Here is a 20,768-nt window from a genome sequence, read left to right as displayed (position 1 = left end):
CTTTCCCGGTTCTTCTTGGTCAATAGGCAGTGATCTTTTGCAGCACCTCGCGGATATCCGCGGCGGTGCCCAAGGCGGCACGGTTCAGCACGGCCGACACGGTCGGGGCCGCAAGGCCGCCGGTGACGCGGATGATTTCGTGATCCAGACAGTCGAAAAAGCGCGACTGGAGTCCATCGGCCCAGGTTGCGCCCATCGACATGCTGCGGGCGGTCTGTTCGGCGATGATGACGCGCCCGGTCTTTTCCACAGAGGCGCCGATGGTGTCCCAGTCGATGCCGTGATGATCGAGGTTGCGCAGGTCGATCACCTCGGCGTCGATGCCGGTTTCATCGGCGGCCTTCACCGCATTGGCGACCATGACAGAGGTGGCCAGCACCGTGCAGGCGGTTCCGGGCCGGGCGATATGGGCGCGGCCAAAGGGGATGATGTAGTCGCGGTCTTTGGCGGGAACCTCGAACTCACGCTGATAAAGCTCGGTATGTTCAAGGATCAGCACCGGATCATCGCAGGCCAGCGCGGCATTCAGTTGACCGATGTAGTCAAAGGCGGTCGCGGGCGACAGGATGCGCCAGCCCGGAAACAGGCCGAACAGCGCCGAAGGATCGGTCGAATGCTGCGAGCCATAGCCGGTATGCGGCGACACGCGGACCCGCATCACCATCGGCACCGCAAAGCCGCCGCCGAACATGTGGCGCACCTTGCCGGCGCCATGGGCAATCTGGTCGGCGGCGGTGAAACAGAAGTCGCCGAACATGATCTCGACCACGGGGCGCAGGCCGTTCAGGGCAGCGCCCAGCGCCACGCCGGTAAAGCCGTTTTCGGCAATCGGCATCGGCAGCACGCGGTCAGGCCATTGTTCCAGCGCGCCCTTGGTAAAGCCTGAAACGCCGCCGCGCATCTGGTGGACATCTTCGCCCATGACGATGATCCGCGGATCGCGCGCCATGGCTGCGGCAAGGGTTTCCGAGGCGGCAGTGACGAATTTGACCCGCTCGGTCGCAAGCCCGGCCATGTCGGCATGGTCGTAGTGGCGCAGGCCGTTCAATTCGGAAAGATCGCCAAGAATACCGTCGTCGCGGCTGGCCGGATCGGGCCAGAGATGGTCGGGGATGCGCAGCGCATTGCCACCCGGAACGGGTTCAGTTAGCCGCGAAGCTGCTGCCGCCACGCGCTCGGTCACATGCCGGTCGATACGGGCAAATCCTTCGGGCGAAAGGATGCCCATGGCGGCCAGACGGCTTTCGGCAAGGGCAATCGGGTCGCGGGCCTTCCAGGCGTCTTCTTCGTCCTTGCTGCGATAGCCGAAATCGCTGCCGGTCCGGCTGCCCGATTGGTGCAGGTGCCGGTAAAGCAGCGCCTCGACCACCACCGGCCCGCCCTCTTCGGCGATGATCCGGCGCGCTTCGGCCATGGCGCGATGGACGGCAACCACATCCATGCCGTCCACTTCAATCGCCGGGATGCCCAGCATGGCCCCGCGCGACGTCATCCGCGTTTCGCGGGTCACATCGCCGATGCGGGTGGCAACGCCGTAAAGGTTGTTTTCGATGAAGAAGATCGTCGGCGTGGATTGCGCGGCGGCAATGTTCATCGCCTCATAGCTGGCGCCGTTCTGGGTGGCGCCATCGCCAAAGAACGCCACCGAAACCTGATCGCGGCCCAGCAATTTGTCGGCCAGGGCATAGCCCACCGCATGGGGCGGGTTGCCGCCCACGATGGCCGAGGTGCCGACAACCCCCGCTTCGGCGCTGCGCATGTGCATCGACCCACCGCGACCGCCGCAATAGCCCGGGGCCAGCCCCATGATTTCCGCCATGAAGCGGTGCAGGGTTTCATCCATCGCGGGCGTGAAATCGTCGCTGCGGATGTCGAACCCTTCGGGGATCTCGCAGTTGATCAGCTTGAGCAGCACCTGATGATGCGCGCGGTGGGTGCCGTTGATCTTGTCACCCGCCCCCAGCACCGACATGGCGCCCACGGCCCCGGCCTCTTGCCCGATGCTGGCATGGGCGGGACCGTGGATCAGCCCGCCTTTTTCAAGGTCAAGCAGCTTCTCTTCAAAGCGGCGCACCAGCAGCATCTGCCCATACCAATGCACCAGCTTTGCCGCATCCTCGCCCTGCCAATCGCTTTCATCCGTGGTCAGCCGGAACCACGGCGCAGAGGGGGTAAGCGGTATCTTGTCGGCCATGAGAACCTCGGTGTTGGCGTTTCGGCGGGGCGTCCATGCTGGATTCTTATTTATGGAAATAAATTCCGTTTTTTGTTGAAGGGGAGATTAAGCTGTGCGAGCGTCGCCTTGCAAGACAAAATTTTGGCTTCACTTACAGGGCGGGGGAACAGCGCGTGATACGCGATACCGAACTTCTTGACGGGCTGGTCGCCACGGTTCGTCGCTTCGTGAACGAGCGTCTGATCCCGGCGGAAGTGCAGGTTGAAGAAGAAAATGCCATACCGGACAGCATTCTGGCCGAGATGAAGGCGCTTGGCCTGTTCGGGATGTCGATTCCGGAAGAATACGGCGGACTGGGCCTGACCATGGAAGAAGAGGTGATGGTCGCGCTTGAACTGGGGCGCACTTCGGCTGCCTTCCGGTCGGTCTTCGGCACCAACAACGGGATCGGGTCACAGGGAATCATCGTTGACGGGACCGAGGCGCAGAAAAGCTATTGGCTGCCCCGGATGGCCAGCGGAGAGGTGATCGGCTCTTTCGCCCTGACCGAACCCGATGTCGGATCGGACGCCGGTTCGGTCAAGACCACGGCGCGGCGCGAGGGCGAGAGCTATGTGCTGAACGGCACCAAACGCTATATCACCAATGCGCCGGTTGCGGATGTGTTCACGCTGATGGCGCGCACCGGCGGGCCCGGCCCCGCAGGGGTGACCGCCTTTCTGGTGCCGCGCCACAGCCCCGGCCTGAGCCTGGGCAAGCCGGACCGCAAGATGGGGCAGCGCGGCACGAAAACCTGTGATGTGATCCTGCAAGATTGCGTGATCCCGGCCGATGCGGTGATCGGCGGGCGCGAAGGTCAGGGGTTCAAGACCGCGATGAAGGTGCTGAACCGCGGACGGCTGCACATCGCCGCCTTCTGCGTCGGGCAGGCCCAGCGCCTGTGCGAGGAAGCCGTCCGCTTTGCCCGCGACCGCAGCCAGTTCGGCAAGCCGATCGCCAACCACCAACTGATACAGGCGATGCTGGCCGACAGCGGCACCGAAACCTACGCCGGGCGCTGCATGGTGATCGAGACCGCAAGGCGCTTTGATCAGGGCGAGAGGATCATCCGCGAGGCGGCCGCCTGTAAATATTTCTGCTCGGAAATGGTCGGGCGCGTCGCCGACCGCGCGGTGCAGATCCATGGTGGAGCCGGGTATATCGCAGACTCGCCGGTGGAACATTTCTACCGGGATGTGCGGCTGTTCCGCCTTTATGAAGGCACATCACAGATTCAGCAGATCATCATTGCACGCGAAATGGTCACCGAAGGATAGGGCAGATGGCACCGTCGCTTGGCATCATCGCAGATGACTTTACCGGCGCGGTCATGGTTGCCGCGATGCTGGAGACGGAGGGCATTTCCTGCCCCGTCATCTTTGACCCGACCGCTCTTGCCGGGGCCGAAGCGGCACCGATCCTGATGGTTGCCGCCCGCAGCCGCACCGTGGCCGTCAAAGAGGCGATGGCAGAGGTTGCGCAGATCGCGGACCGGCTGACGGCGGCGGGATGCGCGCGTCTGGCCTATAAAGCCTGCGCAAGCTTTGATTCGACCGAAGCGGGCAACATCGGCCCCGCCGCCGATCTTCTGGCCGGGCGGGCGGGGCGCCGCCCGGTTCTGATGAGCGCGGGTTTTCCGCGCTTTGGGGCGACCGTGCATCAGGGTTATCTCTTTTACCGCGGGCGGCTTGTGTCAGAGTCGATCAAGCGGCTTGACCCGCTGACACCGATGAGTGACCCCGATCTGGTGCGGTTTCTGGGGCGCCAGACGCCGCATCCGGTGGGCCTGATCTCCCATGCGCAACTGCTGCAAGGGGTGGATGCCGCCCGCGCGGCCCTTGGGCAGGCGACGGCTGCGGGCATGGGGCATGTCCTTTGCGATGCCAGCGACGATACCGATGTTGAGGTGACGGCAGAGCTGGCGCTGCAAAGCGGCCTGCCGGTGGCGGCGAGCGACCCGCTTATCGTTGCCTTGGCGCGGCGGCTTGCCCGGGGGCGGGCCGCGGTGCCGATATCAGCGCGAATGCCGGACGGGCCGGTGGCAATCCTGGCCGGCAGCACCGGCCCTGTCGTGATGGAGCAACTGGCCCGGCTGGCCGGGCGGCATCCGGTGCTGACGCTGGATCTTCTGGATGCGCGGGGTGAAACGGCGGCTGTCGCGGCGGCGCTGGAATGGGCGGCGGCGCAGGACGGCCCCTTTGCCGTTTCCACCGCCGCCGAGGCCGCGGACCTGGCCCGGACGCAGGCCGCCTTGGGGGCAATCGGCGCGGCGCGGCGGGCCGAGGCGATGCTGGCCGCCGTGGCCAAGGGGCTGCGTGACCGTGGCAGACGGCGCTTTGTCGTGGCGGGGGGGGAAACCTCGGGCGCAGTGGTGGCGGGCTTGGGGCTTGCCCGTGCCCGCGCGCTGCCGGAGGGTGCCCTGGGTTTGGGCGGTTGCCTGACCGCGGGGGCCGATCCGCTGGCGCTGTTTCTGAAGCCCGGCAAACTGGGCGCGGCGGATATCCTGCTGCGCGCCGCCGCAGGGGCCTGCTTTGAACCGCAGAAGGGGAATTTGGAATGACAGACCCACGCGAAGCCCTGATTGCGGCTGCCAGACGGTCGGTTGAACTGGGGCTGAACGCCGGAACCGTGGGCAATTTCAGCCTTCGCCACGGGCAAGGCATGTTGCTGACACCGACGGGGATTGCTCCGGCGGAAATGGTGCCGGACCAGATTGTCGAGATGGACCTGCAAGGCGGATGGGCCGGGGCATGGCGGCCTTCGTCCGAATGGGCCATCCACGCCCGCATCTATCAGACGACCACCGCAGGGGCCGTTGTCCATTGCCACCCGGATCATTGCGTCGCGCTGTCGGCGCTGCAACGGCCCATACCGCCGTTCCATTACATGGTTGCGGGCTTTGGCGGCGGTTCGATCCCCTGCGCGCGCTATGCCTGTTTTGGCAGCACCGATCTTGCCGAAGCCGTGGTCGAGGCGCTGGGTCAGACCTATTCGGCCTGCCTGATGGCCAGCCACGGCGCGGTGACGCTGGGGCCGGACCTTGCCACCGCGCTCATGCGGGCGGAAAAGCTGGAGACCCTTGCGCGGCAGTATCTGCTGGCACGTCTGGCCGGAGAGCCGGTCTTGCTGACGCCCGCCGAGCTGGCCGAGGTTCACAGCCGCTATGCCACCTATGGGCAACAGGCAAAATCCTGAAACCAGACCGAAGGCCGCCTCCAACCGGAGCGGCCTTCGATCAGGGCAAGGCCGGGCGCTTCAGCCGGCGCTGCGGACCAGTTCGGCAAGCAGCCGCAGGGCAAGCTCGGGCTGTTCAAGGTGCGGCATGTGCCCGCAATCATTGAGCGCGTGCAGACCGATGTTGCCGGGCAGGCCGCGCGTGCTGTCAAAGGGCAGAATGCGGTCCTGACGGCCAAAGGCAACGCGGGCCGGAATGCGCAGCGCGGCAAGATCGGCGCCGATGGCAAAGGATTGGGTGCCATCGGGAAAGAAGCGGGCGGCGAAGGCGGCCATTGCCTGCGTCAACCCTTCATCGGCGCGGGCCGCGACCACGGCCTTGACGAAGGCATCCGAAATCACCCGTGGGTCATGCACCAGATATTCCAGCCAGGGACGCAGGCTTGCGGCCTGACTTGCCCGCAGGATGCCCTCGGTGAAGGGTTGGTTGATCTGCGGACCAAGACCGGCCGGGGCGAACAGGAAGAGGCCGCGCACATCGGCCCTGCGGCGCGCGGCAATCCGCGCCGCCGCGGCGGCGCCAAAGGAATGCCCGCCCAGAACGAAGGCGGTCACACCCAGTTGTGCCAGCGTCGCCTCGACCTGTTCGGCCAGCGCGTCAAGATCGGCAGGCAGGTCGCGGGGCGATCCGCCATGCGCAGGCAGATCAAGCGCCAGAACCGGCCAGTCCACCCGCGCCCCGGCAAAAAGCCCCCGCCAGTTGTTCAGATCGGCGCTATAGCCATGCAGCAGCACGACCGGCAGCCCCTCCCCCAGGCGCAGCCAGACGGCGTTAAGCGTGCCCTCCGCAGCGGGCGGCGTTTCGGGATGGGCCGCCAAGGCGTTCAGCCGTGCCAGAACGTCTTTCTTCTGCACCCGGCCATGGGGGCCGGTGCCGCGCAGACCGTCCAGCGCAAGCCCGCTTTCACGGGCGATCCGGCGGGCGAGCGGCGTGGGGTTGGGCGCGCGGGGCGCCGGCACCATGACCGGCCCGGCGGCGACGACCACAGCGGGTTGCGCCACAGCCGCTGGGCGGGGGACGGGCGCGGCCACCTCGCCCGGCAAAAGGATACGCGCCACTTCAGAGCCGACCTCGACCATCTCCCCCTCGGCAGCCGGGCCGGACAGGATGCCATCCGCAGGCGCCTCAACCTCGACCGCGGCCTTGTCATTCTCGATCTCGAACAGCACCTGCCCGGTGGTCACGGTCGCGCCATCGGCGACCAGCCAGCGCGAAATGCGGCCGGAGGTCTCTTCAAGGCTGACCTTGGGATAGATCACGGGAACGGGCATGGGGCCTCCTTTGGCTGCGGATCACTCGGCTGTCGTCTTCCAGTCCTTCGGGCGCACCGCGGCCGCTGCCGCATCGGCCTGTCCCGTCAGGACGGCGCGCAACCGGCTGACGGTGCGCACCAGATCGGGGCCGACCTGTTCAAGGCAGGTCTGTTTGGGAACAATATCAACGATGCCGCCACAGGTCAGCGCCACCAGAGGCGACCCGTCCGTGGGGCGGAACGCCACCCCGACCGCATTGATATAGCTATACCAGTTGCCCAAGGTCGTGACGAAGCCGAGCGTCTGATAGCTCTGGATGGCTTCGGCAACCAGGTCGCGGATCTGCGTTTCCTGGGCGGGTTCTGCGCGCACCACCTCTTCCAGCACCAGATCGCGGATTTCCGGGCGCATCTCCGCCAGATAGGCCAGCCCCATCGCGGTGCGCCAAATGGGCAGGCGCGAGCCGACGTTCAGGCGCAGGGTGACCGGGCTCATCGAGCGGCAGGAGGCAAGATAGACCATCTCAAGCCCGTCGCGGGTGCCCAGCGCCACGGCAACGCCGGTCTTGTCGGCCAACTCCTGCATCAGCGGTCTGCCGATATGGACGACCGCGCTGGAACTGAGCGCGGAATACCCCAAGGACACCGTGGCAGGGCCGATGCTGTAACGGCCCAGCCTGTCGTCATAATGCAGATAGCCAAGTGCGACGAGCGTGGCCGTCAGGCGCGAAACCGTCGCCTTGGGCAGGCCCGTCCGTTCGATCAGATCCTGATTTCCAAGCGTGGAATCATTCGCTGTGAAGGCCCGCAGAATCTCCAGCCCCCGCGTCAGCGAGGCGGCGGGGTTGCCGCTTTCGACCGGGTCTGCCCCTTCCTCTGGTTTCGTCCGCTTGCGCATGATTCCCGCCCTCCACTTCCTGTCACAGGTCTTTGCCACACGGCGCGTTGCGATAGACAGTAAATGGAATATAATTTCATTTATGTTGACTGCGGCGCGCGCCGTTGTCAATAATAACCGTAACGCCCCCCGGAACCAGCCGGTGAAGCGGGGCATTGTCTGAACCATGAGGGACTGCCGCATGACCCGGTATATCTTGCGTCGGCTGTTTGCGATGCCCTTCCTCGTTCTGGGGATCGTGACGCTGGCCTTTCTGCTGACCTCGGTCACCAAGGGCGATCCGCTGACGGCCATCGTTTCGGACCGGCAGATGAACAATCCCGAGGTGGTGGCTGCGGCCAAGGCGCGCTGGGGTTTGGACCGCAGCCTGCCAGAGCGCTATGTGATCTATGTCGGCAATCTCTTGCAGGGCGACATGGGCACCTCTTTCATCACCCGGCGCCCCGTGGCGCAGGATGTGCTGTATCGCCTGCCCGCCACGATGGAACTGGTGACCGCCGCGATGATCGTGGGCTCGGTCATGGGCATCTCGCTGGGCGTTCTGGCGGCGGCCTTTCGCAACACCCCGATCGACCATGCGGCGCGGTTCTTTGCGCTCTTTGGCTCTTCTATCCCGGTGTTCTGGCTGGGTCTGGCGCTGCTTTATGTCTTTTCCGTTCAATGGGGCGTCCTGCCCGGGCCGGGGCGGGTAGACCCCCGTGCCGCCCTGCCCCCGATGGTCACGGGCTTTGTCACAATCGACGCGCTGATCGCGCTGGACTTCCCGCTGTTTCTCGATGCGCTCTGGCATCTGATCCTGCCAGCCTTCGTGCTGGGCTGGGCGGTGGCGGGCACGATCTCGCGACTGGTGCGGGCCAATATGCTTGAGGTTCTGGGGCGGGAGTTCACCCTGACCGCGCGAGCCAAGGGCGCGGGCGAATTCCGGGTGATCGTGCGCCATGCGCTGCGCAATACGCTGGTGCCGACGCTGACGGTGATCGGCTATTCCTTTGCCTATCTGCTGACCGGGGCGGTGCTGACCGAGACGATCTTTTCCTGGCCGGGCATGGGGTCTTATGCGGTCGAGGCGGCGCGCGGTCTGGATTTTCCCGCCATCATCGGCGTGACCATCGTCGGCGGGGTGGTCTTCCTCTTCACCAATCTGATCACCGATGTCGCCTATGTCATCGCCAATCCGCGCGTCCGGCTGGGATAACGCCATGACCATTGCCCTGACCCCCTCGCGCAAGTTCCGCCGCCCGCAATGGCTTTCGCTGCCCCTGGCCATCGGTGCGGTGATCGTGCTGTTCTGGCTTGTCGCCACGCTCGCCGCGCCCTGGATGACAAGCCATGATCCCTTCGACATGGTCGGGCGCCGCCTGCAACCGCCAAGCTGGGATCATTGGCTGGGCACCGACGCCCTTGGCCGCGATGTGTTGAGCCGCACCCTGCACGGCGCGCGCCATTCCCTGCCGATTGCGGTGACGGTGGTTGCCTCTGCCGTGGCCATCGGTGCCTTTCTTGGCGCGGTTTCGGGCTATGTCGGCGGGCTTTTTGGCGCCGCCATCATGCGGCTGGTCGATGTGACTCTGTCTTTCCCGCCGATGCTGCTGGCCATGGCCGTTGCGGCCTCGCTCGGGCCGGGGCTGGGCAATGCCGCCATCGCCATGGTGATCGTCTGGTGGCCGGTCTATGCCCGCCTGATGCGGGCGCAGGTTCTGGAGGTGCGCGAGCGCGAGCATGTCGAGGCTGCGATTGCCGCCGGCGCCGGCCGCGCGCGCGTCCTGACCAAGCATATCCTGCCGCTGTGCTGGACGCCCACGCTGATCGCCGCGACGATGGACCTTGGTCAGGTGATCCTTCTGGCCGCCTCGCTGTCGTTCATCGGTCTGGGTGCGACGCCGCCCACCCCGGAATGGGGCTCGATGATCTCGGACGGCGCCTCGCAGTTCTATTCCTGGTGGGTGGCACTTGGGCCGGGCCTTGCCATCCTGACCATCGTGCTTGGCTTCAACTTCATCGGCGACGGCCTGCACGACTACTTTGATCCGAGGTCGAAATGAGCGCATCCCCTGCCCCGCTGTTCGAGGTGCGCGACCTGCGCGTCGCATTTGGCCGCCACGGCCAGTTTCACGAGGCGGTGCGCGGCGTCAGCCTGACGGTCGCTCCCGGCGAGGTTCTGGGCATCGTCGGGGAATCCGGTTCCGGCAAATCCGTCGCCATGCTGGCCGCACTGGGCCTGAACCCCGAAGGGTCGCGCGTGACCGGATCTGTCCGGTTCAAGGGGCAGGAACTTGTCGGGATGTCGCGGCGCGATCTGCGCAAACTGCGCGGGTCGCGCGTGGCGATGATCTTTCAGGATCCGCTGTCGTCGCTCAATCCGGTGATGACTGTCGGAGCGCAGATTGCGGAAAGCGTGCTGCTGCACAATCCGGGCCTGCCGCGCCGTGCCGCGATGGAGCGCGCGGCCGAGCTTCTGGCGCTGGTGGCCATTCCACAGCCCGACCGCCGGATCAACCAGTATCCCCACGAGTTTTCGGGCGGGATGCGGCAGCGGGTGATGATCGCCATGGCGGTGGCCAACGACCCCGACCTGCTGATCGCGGATGAGCCGACCACCGCGCTGGATGTGACGGTGCAGGCGCAGATCATGCAGGTTCTGGCCGATCTTCAACACAGGCTGAACCTTGGGCTGATCCTGATCACCCATGACCTCGGCGTGCTGGCCGGTCATGCCGACCGGGTGGCGGTCATCTATGCCGGGCAGGTGGTGGAACAGGCCCCGGTGGACGATTTGTTCGCACAGCCGGGCCACCCCTATACCCGCGGCTTGATCGCCTCGATCCCGAACATGGCCGTCGAGAAAGAGCGGCTGTTCTCGATCGAGGGCACGCCACCCGCACTTGGCCGCCTGCCCTCCGGCTGCCCGTTCAATCCGCGCTGTTCGCAGGCCCGGGACATTTGCCGCAGCGCGGTCCCGCCCGTGAGCGGCCCGGCACAGCACCGCGCGGCCTGCCATTTTGCCTTTGAAGCACCCGCAACCACGGACAGCCCAGCATGACCCCGATCGAGCCGATCCTCTCCGTTCGCAATCTGGTCAAGCGCTTTGCCGTCAAGGGCGGGCTGGTCTTTGAACGCGAGGTCGGATTTGTCAGCGCCGTTGCCGGTGTCTCGTTCGATGTCGCGCCGGGGGAAACTCTGGGGCTGGTCGGCGAATCCGGCTGCGGAAAATCGACGCTTGGCCGCTGTCTCTTGCGCCTGATCGAGCCGAGCGAAGGCGAAACCCTGTTTCGGGGCAAGGACATCAACACGGCGGACGCCGCCGAGATGCGCCGTCTGCGCCGCAAGATCCAGCTTGTGTTTCAGGACCCCTATGCCTCGCTGCATCCGCGCATGACGGTGGCCGACAACATCGCCGAGCCGCTGCGGATCAGCGATCTGGACACCGATCAGCGCAAGGCGCGGGTGGCCGAAATGCTGAAGCTGGTGCAACTGAACCCCGAACATGGCGCGCGCTATCCGCATGAGCTGTCCGGCGGGCAACGGCAGCGGGTGGTGATTGCGCGGGCGCTTGCGCTGAACCCCGAGCTGCTGGTGCTGGACGAGCCGGTTTCGGCGCTGGATGTCTCGGTTCAGGCCGGGGTTCTGAACCTGCTGAAAGACGTGCAGCGCGAACAGGGCACCGCCTTTCTGTTCATCGCCCACGATCTTTCGGTGGTGCAGCACATCAGCGACCGAGTGGCGGTCATGTATCTGGGCCGTATCGTCGAAATCGCCCCCAAGCGCGACCTCTACGCCGCGCCCCTGCATCCCTATACCCAGGCTTTGATGTCTGCCGTGCCTCTGGCCGATCCGCCCCGCGAACGCCAACGCAAGCGGATCGTCCTGCAAGGCGATGTTCCCAGCCCGCTGAACCCGCCATCGGGTTGCCGCTTTCGCACCCGCTGCCCGATTGCGAAACCGATCTGCGCCGAGGTCGAGCCGCCGCTGACCGCGGCCGCGACCGGCCATGCCGTGGCCTGCCATTTTCCAAACCCGGTTGAAACCGGGCTTTCGCAAGAGCCCGGGCCTTCGCAGGAACACCGGAACCAGACCGCCGGGAGGAAGGCGTGACGATACAAAAGCTGCCGCTGGACGGCATAAAGGTTCTGGACCTCACACGGGTTCTGGCCGGCCCTTGGATGACCATGTCGCTGGCCGATCTGGGCGCCGAGGTCTGGAAGATCGAGAACCTCAAGGGCGGCGACGATACGCGCGCATGGTCCGTTCCGAATTTCAAAGGTGTCAGCACTTATTATCTGTGCGCCAATCGCGGCAAGCACAGCATCGCGCTTGACCTGAAGGCACCCGAGGGGCGGCAGATCGTGCTGGACCTGGCCGCCCGTGCCGATGTGGTGGTGGAGAATTTCCGCGCCGGAACGGTGGACCGGCTGGGGATCGGATATGAGGATATCCGCAAGCTGAACCCGGGCGTGATCTATTGCTCGATCTCCGGCTATGGCCAGACCGGGCCAGAGCGCGACCGCCCCGGCTATGACTTTGTGATGCAGGCCGAAAGCGGGCTGATGTCCATTACCGGCCAGGCCGACGGGCCGCCGAACCGGCTGGGCGTGGCATTTACCGATGTGGTTGCGGGCATGGTCGCCACGCAATCGGTTCTGGCGGCGCTGCTGCAGCGGCAGACCACCGGCGCGGGGCAGTTCATCGACGTGTCCCTGCTCGATTCCACGCTGAACCTGCTGATCAATGTCGGCACCGGCTATCTGAATGCCGGGGTCGAACCGGCGCGCTATGGCAACGCCCATCCGACCGTGGTGCCCTATCAGCTTTTCGACACCGCCGACGGCAGCTTTGCCCTTGCGGTCGGCAATGACCGCATGTTCGTCGATTTCTGCGAAAAGGTCATCCATCGCCCCGATCTTGCCCGCGATCCCCGTTTCGTCACCTCGCATCAGCGGGCGATCAACCGGGATTTGCTGCTGACGGATATGACCGCGATCCTGCGCACCAACACCTCGCGCCACTGGCTGGATGCCTGCCTTGCCGCCGAGGTGCCCGCCGGCCCGGTCAAGACCGTGGCCGAGGCCCTGAGCGGCCCCAGCGTGACCGGCCGGGGGCTGATCCAGCGGCTGGATCACCCGGAATTGGGGGAAATGTCCCTGATCGGCCCGGCCCATGGCCTTGCTGCGCAAAAGGGCAGCCCGTCAAAGGCCCCACCCCTTCTGGGCGAGGATACCCGCGCGATCCTGTCGCGCGTCCTCGACATGACGGACCGCCAGATTGCCGATCTGACCGAACGGGGCGTCGTCGCCTGCCACGATCTGACCGCAAGTTCCGCCCTTGCGACCGGGTGACGGAAAGCCCCCGGGAAAGCCCACAGGAAGACCCATCGCATGACCCTGCATCTTGAACGACATGGCGAAATCGCCGTTGTGACGCTGGACAATCCGCCCGTCAACGCCCTGAGCCGCACCATGCGGGCGGCCCTCGCCGATATGGCCGACAGGCTTGACGGCGACGCGGGTATCCGGGCGGTCGTGTTGGCGGGGGCGGGCCGGCTTTTCGTGGGCGGGGCCGATATCGCGGAATTCGACGGCCCGCCGCAAGAGCCGCATCTGCCCGACCTGCTGGCCCGGATCGAAGCGGCCCGCGCACCATGGATTGCAGCGGTTCACGGCATGGCGCTGGGTGGCGGCACCGAAATCGCGCTGGCCTGCCGTTACCGGGTGGCCGCACCCGGGAGCAGGTTTGGCCTGCCCGAGGTCAATCTGGGCATCATCCCCGGTTCAGGCGGAACACAGCGCCTGCCCCGGCTGATCGGCGTGGAGGCTGCCGTGCCGGTGGTGGCCGAAAAGCGGATGCTCGACGCCACCGAGGCACTGGGCAGCGGGCTGGTGGACCGCATCATCGACGGGCCTCTGGTTGTGGGGGCCGTGGATTTTGCGCGGGACATGCTGAACCATCCGCTGCCGCCGCTGGCGCGCGACAGGTCTGTGACCGATCCCGGCCCCGCCTATTGGCAGGCCGCCGAGGCGCGGATCGCCAAGGCATCAAAGGGTCAGTCGGCCCCGCCTTTGGCGCTGCTGGCGCTGCGCCATGGGGTACAGCACGGCTTCGAAGCTGGTCTGAGGCAGGAGCGGGAAACCTTCCTGCGCCTGCGGGCGGGCGACGAAGCGGCGGCGCTGCGCTATCTCTTCTTTGCAGAGCGCGCGGCCCCCCGCCCGGCCGATCTGCGCGGCACTCCGCCACGGGCGGTTGCACGGGTCGGGGTGGTCGGCGGCGGCACGATGGGCGTGGGCATCGCGGCTGCGCTGCGCAATGCCGGGCTGCCGGTGATCCTGTCCGAACGCGACCAACCCGGGCTGGAGCGCGGCCTGACCGCGCTGCGGGCGGTGTTCGACGCCGCCGCCCAGCGTGGACTTATCTCCGATGAAGCCGCCAGCGCGCGGATGGCCGGGGTTCGTGGGGTGGTCGGGCTTGAGGCGCTGGCAGATTGCGACCTTGTGATCGAGGCGGTATTTGAAGACCTCGCCGTCAAGCAGGCGGTGTTCAAGACCCTTGCCAGCCTCTGCGGCACGGACACGATCCTTGCCACGAACACCTCTTACATCGACCCGCGGCAGATTTTTAACGGCCTTCGGGGGCCGGAGCGCTGTATCGGGCTGCATTTCTTCAGCCCGGCGCAGGTGATGAAGCTGATGGAAATCATCCCGTTGCCCGAAACCGCCCCCGCCGTTCTTGCAACGGCCTTTGATCTGGCGGCCAATCTGGGCAAAGTCCCGGTGCGCGCGGGCATCTGTGACGGCTTTATCGGCAACCGCATCCTGAAACACTATCGCGCCGAGGCCGAGGCCCTGCTGCGCGAAGGCGTCCCGCACGCGGCCATCGACGCGGCCATGCGCGGCTTTGGCTATGCCATGGGTCCGTTCGAGATGCAGGATATGGCCGGGCTCGACATTGCCTTTCTGCACCGCGAGGCGGCGCGGTTGCGCGGCGAAACTGTGCCCGAGACCGCCGGAGACATTCTGGTGCGCGCCGGGCGAAAGGGGCAAAAGACCGGCGGCGGCTGGTATGACTACCCCACCGGCACCCGGGCGCCGCAACCGTCGGACGAGGTGGCGCGGCTTCTGGCGCCGCTTCTGGGACCGGCCCGCGCCATGCCGGCAGAGCAGATCGTGGCCCGGCTGATCGCCGCGATGGCGGCCGAGGGCCAGCGGATCATCGACGAAGGCATTGCCAGCACCCCGCAGGATGTGGACCTGGTCGAGGTGCATGGCTATGGCTTTCCCCGTGGCAAGGGCGGGCCGATGTTCCTTGCCGCCCGCAAGACAATCACCGGAATACCGACGAGGATACCGACATGACCGCCTACCCCGACACACAGCTTTTCATCGACGGCATCTGGCGGGATGCGACGGGCGGCAGGATCATCCCCGTCTTTGACCCGGCGACGGGCCTGCCCATCGGAAAGGTCGCCCATGCCGACCGGACGGACCTTGACGCAGCCCTTGCCGCAGCCGAGCGCGGCTTTGCCCTCTGGCGCCTGACATCGGCCTATGAGCGTGCCAGACTGATGCGCAAGGCCGCCGAGCTGCTGCGCGCCCGCGCCGAAGACATCGCGGTCATGATGACGCGCGAGAATGGCAAGCCGCTGGCACAGGCCCGTCTGGAAACGCTGGCCGGAGCCGATATCATCGACTGGTTCGCGGGCGAAGGCCAGCGCGCCTATGGGCAGGTGATCCCGGCTCGGGCGCCCGATGTGGTTCAGATGACGCTGAAACTGCCGGTCGGCCCGGTCGCGGCCTTTACCCCATGGAACTTCCCGATCAATCAGGTGGTCCGCAAGCTTTCTGCGGCGCTGGCGGCCGGTTGCTCGATCATCGTGAAGGCGCCCGAGGAAACGCCGGCCTCCCCGGCCGCGCTGATCCGGGCCTTTGCCGACGCCGGCGTTCCCGCAGGCGTGGTCAACCTTGTCTTTGGCGTGCCGGCTGAGATTTCGGAATATCTCATTCCGCATCCGGTCATCCGCAAGATCAGCTTTACCGGCTCGACCCCGGTCGGCAAACACCTTGCCGCCCTTGCCGGATTGCATATGAAGCGCGCCACGATGGAACTGGGCGGCCATGCGCCGGTGATCGTCGCGGGCGACGCCGATCTTGCGCTGGCGGTGCCGCAGATTGCCGCCCACAAGTTCCGCAATGCCGGGCAGGTTTGTGTCTCGCCGACGCGGTTCCTTGTGCAGGACAGCCTGCACGACCGCTTTGTCCAGCAGTTCACAGAGTTTGCCCAATCGGTGCGGGTCGGCAACGGACTCGACCCTGAAACCGAGATGGGCCCCCTTGCCAATGACCGGCGCATCCCCGCGCTTGAGGCGCTGATTTCCGACGCGGTAGACAAGGGCGCCCGCCTGACCACCGGCGGGCGCAGGATCGGCAACGAAGGCTATTTCTTTGAACCGACCGTTCTGGCCGATGTGCCCACCTCGGCCCGGATCATGAACGAGGAACCCTTTGGCCCCGTCGCCATCATCAACCGCTTTGCCACTCTGGATGCGGCGATTGCCGAAGCCAACCGCCTGCCCTTCGCGCTCTCGGCCTATGCCTATACCACCAGCAGCGCCACAGCGACCCGGCTGGGCCATGAGGTTGAGGCGGGCATGACCACCATCAACCATCTGGGGCTGGCCCTGCCCGAAGTGCCCTTCGGCGGGATGAAGGATTCCGGCCACGGGACGGAAGGCGGCTCCGAGGCGTTGGGGGCCTATCTTGAGACCCGCTTCATAACGCGCAAGGGATAAGACATTATAAGGCGGCGCCGCCGGGACCAGCCCTTGGAAAGGGGGCACCGTGAACCGCGCCGGGTTTGCCGGATGACCTGCCCCCCGGTCGTCCCTCGTTCATAACGAGAGTCCTTGGGTTTGATAGTTATCGGTTGCGGCTTGGGCAAGCGCGCCGGGCGCGGAGCCCTCAGATTGCTCAAGCGCCCGGCGCGCTTCTGCCGGGGTTTTGTTGGCCAGCGAGGAATGCGGTCTGACGTGGTTGTAATCGTAGCGCCGCATGGCCAGCTTGCGGCGGGCATCGGCGAGGCTGTCGAATATCTCCTCGTTCAGGCATTCGTCGCGCAGGCTGCCGTTGAAGCTTTCGATGTAGCCATTCTGCTGCGGCTTGCCCGGGTCGATGTAGTGCCATTCGACGCCATTCTCGTTCGCCCACTTCAGGATGGCCTTGCTGGTGAACTCGGTTCCGTTGTCGCTGACGATGCAAGCGGGCTTGCCGTAAATCCTGACCAGCGCATCGAGTTCCCGCGCCACCCTGGCCCCCGAGATGCTCGTGTCGGCGATCAGGGCCAGGTTCTCACGGCAGCAATCGTCGTTCACGGCGAGGATGCGGAACCTCCGGCAGGCCCCGAACGTGTCGGACAGGAAGTCGAGGGACCACCGCTGGTTCGGCCGCAGCGGCACCGGCATCTGGGTTCGACTGCCGCGCGCCCGTTTGCGGCCACGTCTGCGTCGCACTGACAGCCCCTCTTCGCGGTAAATCCGGTAGAGCTTCTTTTCGTTCATGATCATGCCCTTGCGCTCCAGCATGATGCCCACGCGCCGATAACCGAAGCGGCGGCGCTTCTCGGCAATCTTGTGCATCTCCTCACGGATTTCCGGGTTGTCGGGCGGCCTCTCACGCCGCACCGTCTTCGGATCGACACCGATCAGGGCACAGGCCCGGCGCTGAGAGATCGGGTGATCCCTCAGCGCCCGCAGCACCGCGTCCCGCCGTTGCACCGGTGTCGTCAGGGCTTTCCCAGAAAATCCTTCAGAACCACGTTGTCGAGCATGGCATCCGCCAGCAGGCGCTTCAGCTTCGCGTTCTCGGCCCCGAGCTGCTTGAGCCGATTGGCATCCGACAGGTCCATCCCGCCATACTTGGCCTTCAGCTTGTAAAAGGTCGCGGGGCTAAGGCCATGCTTGCGGCACAGCTCAGCCGTCGGCAAACCAGCCTCCTGCTCCTTGAGCATCCCGATAATCTGCGCCTCGGTGAAACGGCTCTTTCGCATTCGTCTGCTCCTTCAGGGTTAGGCAGACTCTACATCTGACTGAGGGAACTCCCGGGGGGCAGGTCATCCCGAGCGACCGCGTTCTGCTGCGGTTTTCGCGCGTTTCTGATCCTGCCCGCCTACTATCCCACTGGAATCGCATGCGTGTTGAGAGACACGAAGACCTGCACAAAAGCGGGAATTGGTGAAAACAGCCGGGAACAGGTGAAAACGCCGGGGAAATCAAGGGATTGCAGGATGGAATCTGGCCCGCGAGGACCGATGGCCGATGTCTTGCAGATGGCGTTCAAATGGCCTTCAAGGCCCTGTGCGGGCTGTCAGGCGCGCGCCCGATCTGATGAGATAGACTGCCGAAAAGTCCAATAGATCTTGGGTATTAGTGGGCATGGCGCCATTTGAGGGCGTGGTGCGCCGATGTCCGAACATGCAAATAGGGCCGCATGTTCGGACGGGGTTTGCATGTTCGCGGTAACGCTTTGAATTTCATAGGAAACGGCCTCCGATCTGCTGGCCGCCCGCCGCCGCGAACATGCAACTGATTTTCCGCTGCTCACCCCCCGAAATTGCGGATCAGCAGTTCGGCGCGGCTGCCGCGCGCACCGGCCTGGCGCGCGATGGTGTAGGTCGTCGTGACCTGTTCGACCACCGCCCAGTCGAACAGCGCCCGGACCTCTGGCACATCATTGATCGACAGGAGGAATCGCCCCTGGATGCCGCGCAACTGGGCGGCCAGTCCGTCGAACTCGGCGCGCGAGAACAGGTCTTTGCCATAATCGCCCTCGCAGCCCCAATAGGGCGGGTCCAGATAGAACAGCGTCGCCGCGCTGTCATAGCGGCGCACCAGGTCCGACCAGTCGAGGCACTCGACGATGACGCCCGCGAGGCGGCTGTGCAGCGCCTCGAGCATGGGTTCGAGCGTCGAGAGGTTGAACTGCCCCGGCCGCTCACGCGAGACGCCGAAGTTGCGGCCCGAGACCTTGCCGCCAAACGCGCAACGCTGGAGGTAGAGGAAGCGGCCCGCCCGCTCCAGATCGGTCAGGGTGTCGGGATCGGTGGCGATCAGACGCTCAAACTCGGCCCGGGTGGTGATCTGGAACCGCAGCGTGTCCAGAAACTGGACGTAGTGCCGCTGGAGGATGCGAAACAGGGTTGCGACATCGCGGGCGCGATCGTTGATCACCTCGGCCCGCGGGCGGGCGGTGCGGCGCAGAAAAACCCCACCCATTCCGACGAAAGGCTCGGCATAGGTGCCGCAGGGCGTCTGATCGAGGATCACGCAGATCCTCTTGGCGAGGTTGCGCTTGCCGCCCATCCAGGGCGCGACGGGAGAGGTGGGTTCAACAGGGGTAAGAACGGCGTTCAAGGTCATGCTCCGCGGCTGGGTGAGACGAGAACATAACATGAACAGTAACGGACATCATGCCCGATCTTCACCTCCACCCGTTGTGGCCAGTTTCACTGCGGTTCCGCTGGCGACCAGGAACAGCATCGACTTACCGCCGCCCGATATCTCGGAGTAATCGAGGTCGACGGCCACCACGGCATCGGCGCCGAGGGCAAGGGCTTCGCGCCGCAACTCGTCGAGAGCGGTCTTTCTGGCGTCGCGCAGACCCTTCTGCATTGTCGCGCTGCGCCCGCCAAAGGTGTCCCGAAACGCCGAGGCTATATCCCGGAACAGGTGCATCCCGATCACGACTTCGGCTGTGATGATGTCAAGGCGACGTTCGATCCGCAGATCGAGGGAGGATTCGGTGGTCAGAATAATCCGCGAGGCGGCAGCTTGAAGCGCGCGCTCATCCTGGCTGGCGCGTTCTTCCGAAGCAATGCCGCGCTGTTTTCTCTCTAATTCGATTTCTTGCTCACAACGCAGGCAGATGCCGTTTCTTCCCATCGAAATATTCAGGCGGTTATTATTACATCGTTCGCAAACTGGCATTGATCACTCCCTGTTCGTATGCCCCCACCAGACCACACGGCCGATAATCGTGACCGAGGAAACCGGGCGAAACTCTGGCGGTGAGGCCGGATTGTCCGACAAGATGGCCAGCATCCCCGGTGCGGCCAGAGCAATGCGTTTGATGCGGGCGCCCCCATCGTCCATCAGGGCATAAATGCGCGGTGGACGGGTATCGTTTTCGTCGCGCGGCTTCGACGGCGGCTCGGCCTTGGAACGGTCTATCAGCACCACGTCGCCATCATTCAAGGTCGGAGCCATGCTGTCGCCGCGCGCGCGGGCGATGACCGCAGCCGAGGGCGACACGTCCATCTTGCGAAGCCAGTCTCGGCGAAACGCCATATGGTCGATCACTTCCTCGGTGCCGTTTGCCGCACCAGCGCCTGCGGCAAGTTCGACTGCGTATAGGGGAATTGGGGCGAAATCTTCGGGACCGGCCAGCGAGTTCTGGATGGACCGGAGCATCATCGGTGGGAGGCTTGCCGCGCCGCGTTCTCCTGTCAGAATGTAGATCACATCACATCCGACACGCGCGATCCCAGCCAGGTAGGTCGCATCGGGCGCTCGTTTTCCGCCTTCATAGTTATGCTGCGCGTTCTTTTGGACGCCACCGGCAGCACCGAGCTCGGTTTGGCTAAGGCCAATCCGCTCCCTTTCCGCGCGAATTCGTTGCCCAATGTCATCCAATCGGATGATCTCTGGGTTGACTTCACTCATTTGGATAACTAATCTTGCGTTGTGACTTCACTTGAATACTTTGCGAGGAATCAATGACGGCGCAAGCCCTTCCCTATCAGCCGGGGGCAATCCTCCACGATGCCGTGGTCGGCGCCTTCAAGGCGCGCGGGCTGAGCTTTGAAGCGTGGTGTGCCGAGAACGGCGTCGTGCCGTCGGCGGCGCGCAATGCGACCTTTGGCCAGTCCAAAGGGCCGAAGGGGAAGGCGCTGCTGGCGCGGATGATCAATGCGGCTGGCCCGGAAGTGGTTCAGGCCGCCTATCTGGCCCGCCTCAAGTCCCATGTAAGCGATCTGAAAAGCGGGGCCGCATGATGGCCGTTCTTTTCCGCCTGCGCTGGCGCCTGGCGCATCTGATCTGCCCCGAGTTAGGGGTTGAGGCACGGTTGAGCGCGCTGCGGACCCTGAACGACTCAGTCGTCATCGCCGTAAGGGTTGAGGATGTCGTACC

At 65.2% G+C, this 20,768-nt stretch carries 18 protein-coding genes; 11 read left to right on the top strand and 7 right to left on the bottom strand.

All coding sequences use genetic code 11. From position 1 onward, the window contains the following. Positions 1–19: 19 nt before the first annotated feature. Positions 20–2,194: an alpha-ketoacid dehydrogenase subunit alpha/beta gene (locus HS053_RS17280; protein ID WP_174212491.1), complete on the bottom strand. Its 2,175-nt coding sequence runs from the start codon at positions 2,192–2,194 to the stop codon at positions 20–22. 155 nt (positions 2,195–2,349) lie between these two features. Between HS053_RS17280 and HS053_RS17275 the strand changes: the two genes are divergently transcribed. Genes HS053_RS17275 through HS053_RS17265 form a run of 3 tightly spaced genes read left to right on the top strand, consistent with a single transcriptional unit; the run spans position 2,350 to position 5,410 of the window. After that, entirely contained in the window at positions 2,350–3,492 is a 1,143-nt protein-coding gene (locus HS053_RS17275; RefSeq protein ID WP_174212490.1) for an acyl-CoA dehydrogenase family protein, read from the top strand. Between the two features lie 5 nt (positions 3,493–3,497). Next, the gene (locus tag HS053_RS17270) at positions 3,498–4,775 is read left to right on the top strand and encodes a four-carbon acid sugar kinase family protein (RefSeq protein ID WP_174212489.1); all 1,278 of its coding nucleotides are present in this window, start codon (positions 3,498–3,500) and stop codon (positions 4,773–4,775) included. Then, a complete protein-coding gene (locus tag HS053_RS17265; RefSeq protein ID WP_174212488.1) occupies positions 4,772–5,410 on the top strand; it encodes a class II aldolase/adducin family protein in 639 nt (212 codons plus the stop codon). Before HS053_RS17270 ends, HS053_RS17265 begins: the two co-directional genes overlap by 4 nt. A 60-nt stretch (positions 5,411–5,470) precedes the next feature. Here the strand turns inward: HS053_RS17265 and HS053_RS17260 are convergent, their stop codons facing one another. Together HS053_RS17260 and HS053_RS17255 are read right to left on the bottom strand one after the other, a co-directional pair. Further along, a complete protein-coding gene (locus tag HS053_RS17260) occupies positions 5,471–6,721 on the bottom strand; it encodes an acetoin dehydrogenase dihydrolipoyllysine-residue acetyltransferase subunit (protein ID WP_174212487.1) in 1,251 nt (416 codons plus the stop codon). A 21-nt stretch (positions 6,722–6,742) separates the two neighbouring features. Then, positions 6,743–7,600 carry an IclR family transcriptional regulator gene (locus tag HS053_RS17255; RefSeq protein WP_206677620.1) on the bottom strand — a complete coding sequence of 286 codons (858 nt, stop codon included), beginning with the start codon at positions 7,598–7,600 and terminating at the stop codon, positions 6,743–6,745. Between the two features lie 181 nt (positions 7,601–7,781). Between HS053_RS17255 and HS053_RS17250 the strand changes: the two genes are divergently transcribed. From HS053_RS17250 to HS053_RS17220, 7 genes are read left to right on the top strand one after another with little or no spacing between them, the layout of a single operon-like run. Continuing rightward, positions 7,782–8,795: an ABC transporter permease gene (locus HS053_RS17250; protein ID WP_174212486.1), complete on the top strand. Its 1,014-nt coding sequence runs from the start codon at positions 7,782–7,784 to the stop codon at positions 8,793–8,795. A gap of 4 nt (positions 8,796–8,799) precedes the next feature. After that, positions 8,800–9,642 carry an ABC transporter permease gene (locus HS053_RS17245; RefSeq protein WP_174212485.1) on the top strand — a complete coding sequence of 281 codons (843 nt, stop codon included), beginning with the start codon at positions 8,800–8,802 and terminating at the stop codon, positions 9,640–9,642. Then, positions 9,639–10,640 carry an ABC transporter ATP-binding protein gene (locus HS053_RS17240; protein ID WP_174212484.1) on the top strand — a complete coding sequence of 334 codons (1,002 nt, stop codon included), beginning with the start codon at positions 9,639–9,641 and terminating at the stop codon, positions 10,638–10,640. Before HS053_RS17245 ends, HS053_RS17240 begins: the two co-directional genes overlap by 4 nt. After that, positions 10,637–11,692, top strand: a complete 1,056-nt coding sequence (locus tag HS053_RS17235; protein WP_174212483.1) for an ABC transporter ATP-binding protein — start codon at positions 10,637–10,639, stop codon at positions 11,690–11,692. The genes HS053_RS17240 and HS053_RS17235 overlap by 4 nt, the downstream gene beginning before the upstream one ends. Further along, positions 11,689–12,933, top strand: coding sequence for a CoA transferase (locus tag HS053_RS17230; protein ID WP_174212482.1), 1,245 nt, complete (start codon positions 11,689–11,691; stop codon positions 12,931–12,933). The genes HS053_RS17235 and HS053_RS17230 overlap by 4 nt, the downstream gene beginning before the upstream one ends. 39 nt (positions 12,934–12,972) lie before the next feature. Then, positions 12,973–14,943 (top strand): 3-hydroxyacyl-CoA dehydrogenase NAD-binding domain-containing protein, encoded by a 1,971-nt coding sequence (locus HS053_RS17225; protein ID WP_174212481.1) that lies wholly within the window; start codon positions 12,973–12,975, stop codon positions 14,941–14,943. After that, positions 14,940–16,376, top strand: a complete 1,437-nt coding sequence (locus HS053_RS17220) for an NAD-dependent succinate-semialdehyde dehydrogenase (RefSeq protein WP_174212480.1) — start codon at positions 14,940–14,942, stop codon at positions 16,374–16,376. Before HS053_RS17225 ends, HS053_RS17220 begins: the two co-directional genes overlap by 4 nt. A 99-nt stretch (positions 16,377–16,475) precedes the next feature. Here HS053_RS17220 and HS053_RS17215 read toward each other — a convergent pair. The 4 genes from HS053_RS17215 to HS053_RS17200 form a co-directional block, all read right to left on the bottom strand. Next, a protein-coding gene (locus HS053_RS17215) for an IS3 family transposase (protein ID WP_174212479.1) occupies positions 16,476–17,629 on the bottom strand; the annotation gives its coding sequence in 2 pieces (ribosomal slippage) (positions 16,476–17,380 and positions 17,380–17,629; 1,155 coding nt in all). 550 nt (positions 17,630–18,179) lie between these two features. Further along, entirely contained in the window at positions 18,180–18,941 is a 762-nt protein-coding gene (locus tag HS053_RS17210; RefSeq protein ID WP_458358909.1) for a DNA adenine methylase, read from the bottom strand. Between the two features lie 105 nt (positions 18,942–19,046). Continuing rightward, complete coding sequence (locus HS053_RS17205; RefSeq protein WP_241699913.1) at positions 19,047–19,565, bottom strand: YbjQ family protein; 519 nt, start codon at positions 19,563–19,565, stop codon at positions 19,047–19,049. 3 nt (positions 19,566–19,568) lie between these two features. Beyond that, on the bottom strand, positions 19,569–20,300 hold the full coding sequence (locus HS053_RS17200) for an XRE family transcriptional regulator (RefSeq protein WP_174212477.1): 732 nt from the start codon (positions 20,298–20,300) through the stop codon (positions 19,569–19,571). A 53-nt stretch (positions 20,301–20,353) separates the two neighbouring features. Between HS053_RS17200 and HS053_RS17195 the strand changes: the two genes are divergently transcribed. After that, positions 20,354–20,632 (top strand): hypothetical protein, encoded by a 279-nt coding sequence (locus HS053_RS17195; RefSeq protein WP_174212476.1) that lies wholly within the window; start codon positions 20,354–20,356, stop codon positions 20,630–20,632. The last annotated feature ends 136 nt before the right edge of the window (positions 20,633–20,768 follow it).

The organism is Tabrizicola fusiformis (genome assembly GCF_013328815.1).
Taxonomy (GTDB): Bacteria; Pseudomonadota; Alphaproteobacteria; order Rhodobacterales; family Rhodobacteraceae; genus Fuscibacter.
Note: the sequence above shows the minus strand (reverse complement) of the source record. Positions and strands in the feature narration are given on the sequence as shown.

Bases quoted from the DNA above. Each gene is read 5' to 3' on its own strand.
- HS053_RS17245 (WP_174212485.1), top strand. From the start codon at position 8,800: ATGACCATTGCCCTGACCCCCTCGCGCAAGTTCCGCCGCCCGCAATGG.
- HS053_RS17255 (WP_206677620.1), bottom strand. From the start codon at position 7,600: ATGCGCAAGCGGACGAAACCAGAGGAAGGGGCAGACCCGGTCGAAAGC.
- HS053_RS17205 (WP_241699913.1), bottom strand. From the start codon at position 19,565: ATGCCAGTTTGCGAACGATGTAATAATAACCGCCTGAATATTTCGATG.
- HS053_RS17195 (WP_174212476.1), top strand. From the start codon at position 20,354: ATGACGGCGCAAGCCCTTCCCTATCAGCCGGGGGCAATCCTCCACGAT.
- HS053_RS17200 (WP_174212477.1), bottom strand. From the start codon at position 20,300: ATGAGTGAAGTCAACCCAGAGATCATCCGATTGGATGACATTGGGCAA.
- HS053_RS17220 (WP_174212480.1), top strand. From the start codon at position 14,940: ATGACCGCCTACCCCGACACACAGCTTTTCATCGACGGCATCTGGCGG.
- HS053_RS17260 (WP_174212487.1), bottom strand. From the start codon at position 6,721: ATGCCCGTTCCCGTGATCTATCCCAAGGTCAGCCTTGAAGAGACCTCC.
- HS053_RS17265 (WP_174212488.1), top strand. From the start codon at position 4,772: ATGACAGACCCACGCGAAGCCCTGATTGCGGCTGCCAGACGGTCGGTT.
- HS053_RS17210 (WP_458358909.1), bottom strand. From the start codon at position 18,941: ATGGGCGGCAAGCGCAACCTCGCCAAGAGGATCTGCGTGATCCTCGAT.
- HS053_RS17280 (WP_174212491.1), bottom strand. From the start codon at position 2,194: ATGGCCGACAAGATACCGCTTACCCCCTCTGCGCCGTGGTTCCGGCTG.
- HS053_RS17270 (WP_174212489.1), top strand. From the start codon at position 3,498: ATGGCACCGTCGCTTGGCATCATCGCAGATGACTTTACCGGCGCGGTC.
- HS053_RS17235 (WP_174212483.1), top strand. From the start codon at position 10,637: ATGACCCCGATCGAGCCGATCCTCTCCGTTCGCAATCTGGTCAAGCGC.
- HS053_RS17240 (WP_174212484.1), top strand. From the start codon at position 9,639: ATGAGCGCATCCCCTGCCCCGCTGTTCGAGGTGCGCGACCTGCGCGTC.
- HS053_RS17250 (WP_174212486.1), top strand. From the start codon at position 7,782: ATGACCCGGTATATCTTGCGTCGGCTGTTTGCGATGCCCTTCCTCGTT.
- HS053_RS17225 (WP_174212481.1), top strand. From the start codon at position 12,973: ATGACCCTGCATCTTGAACGACATGGCGAAATCGCCGTTGTGACGCTG.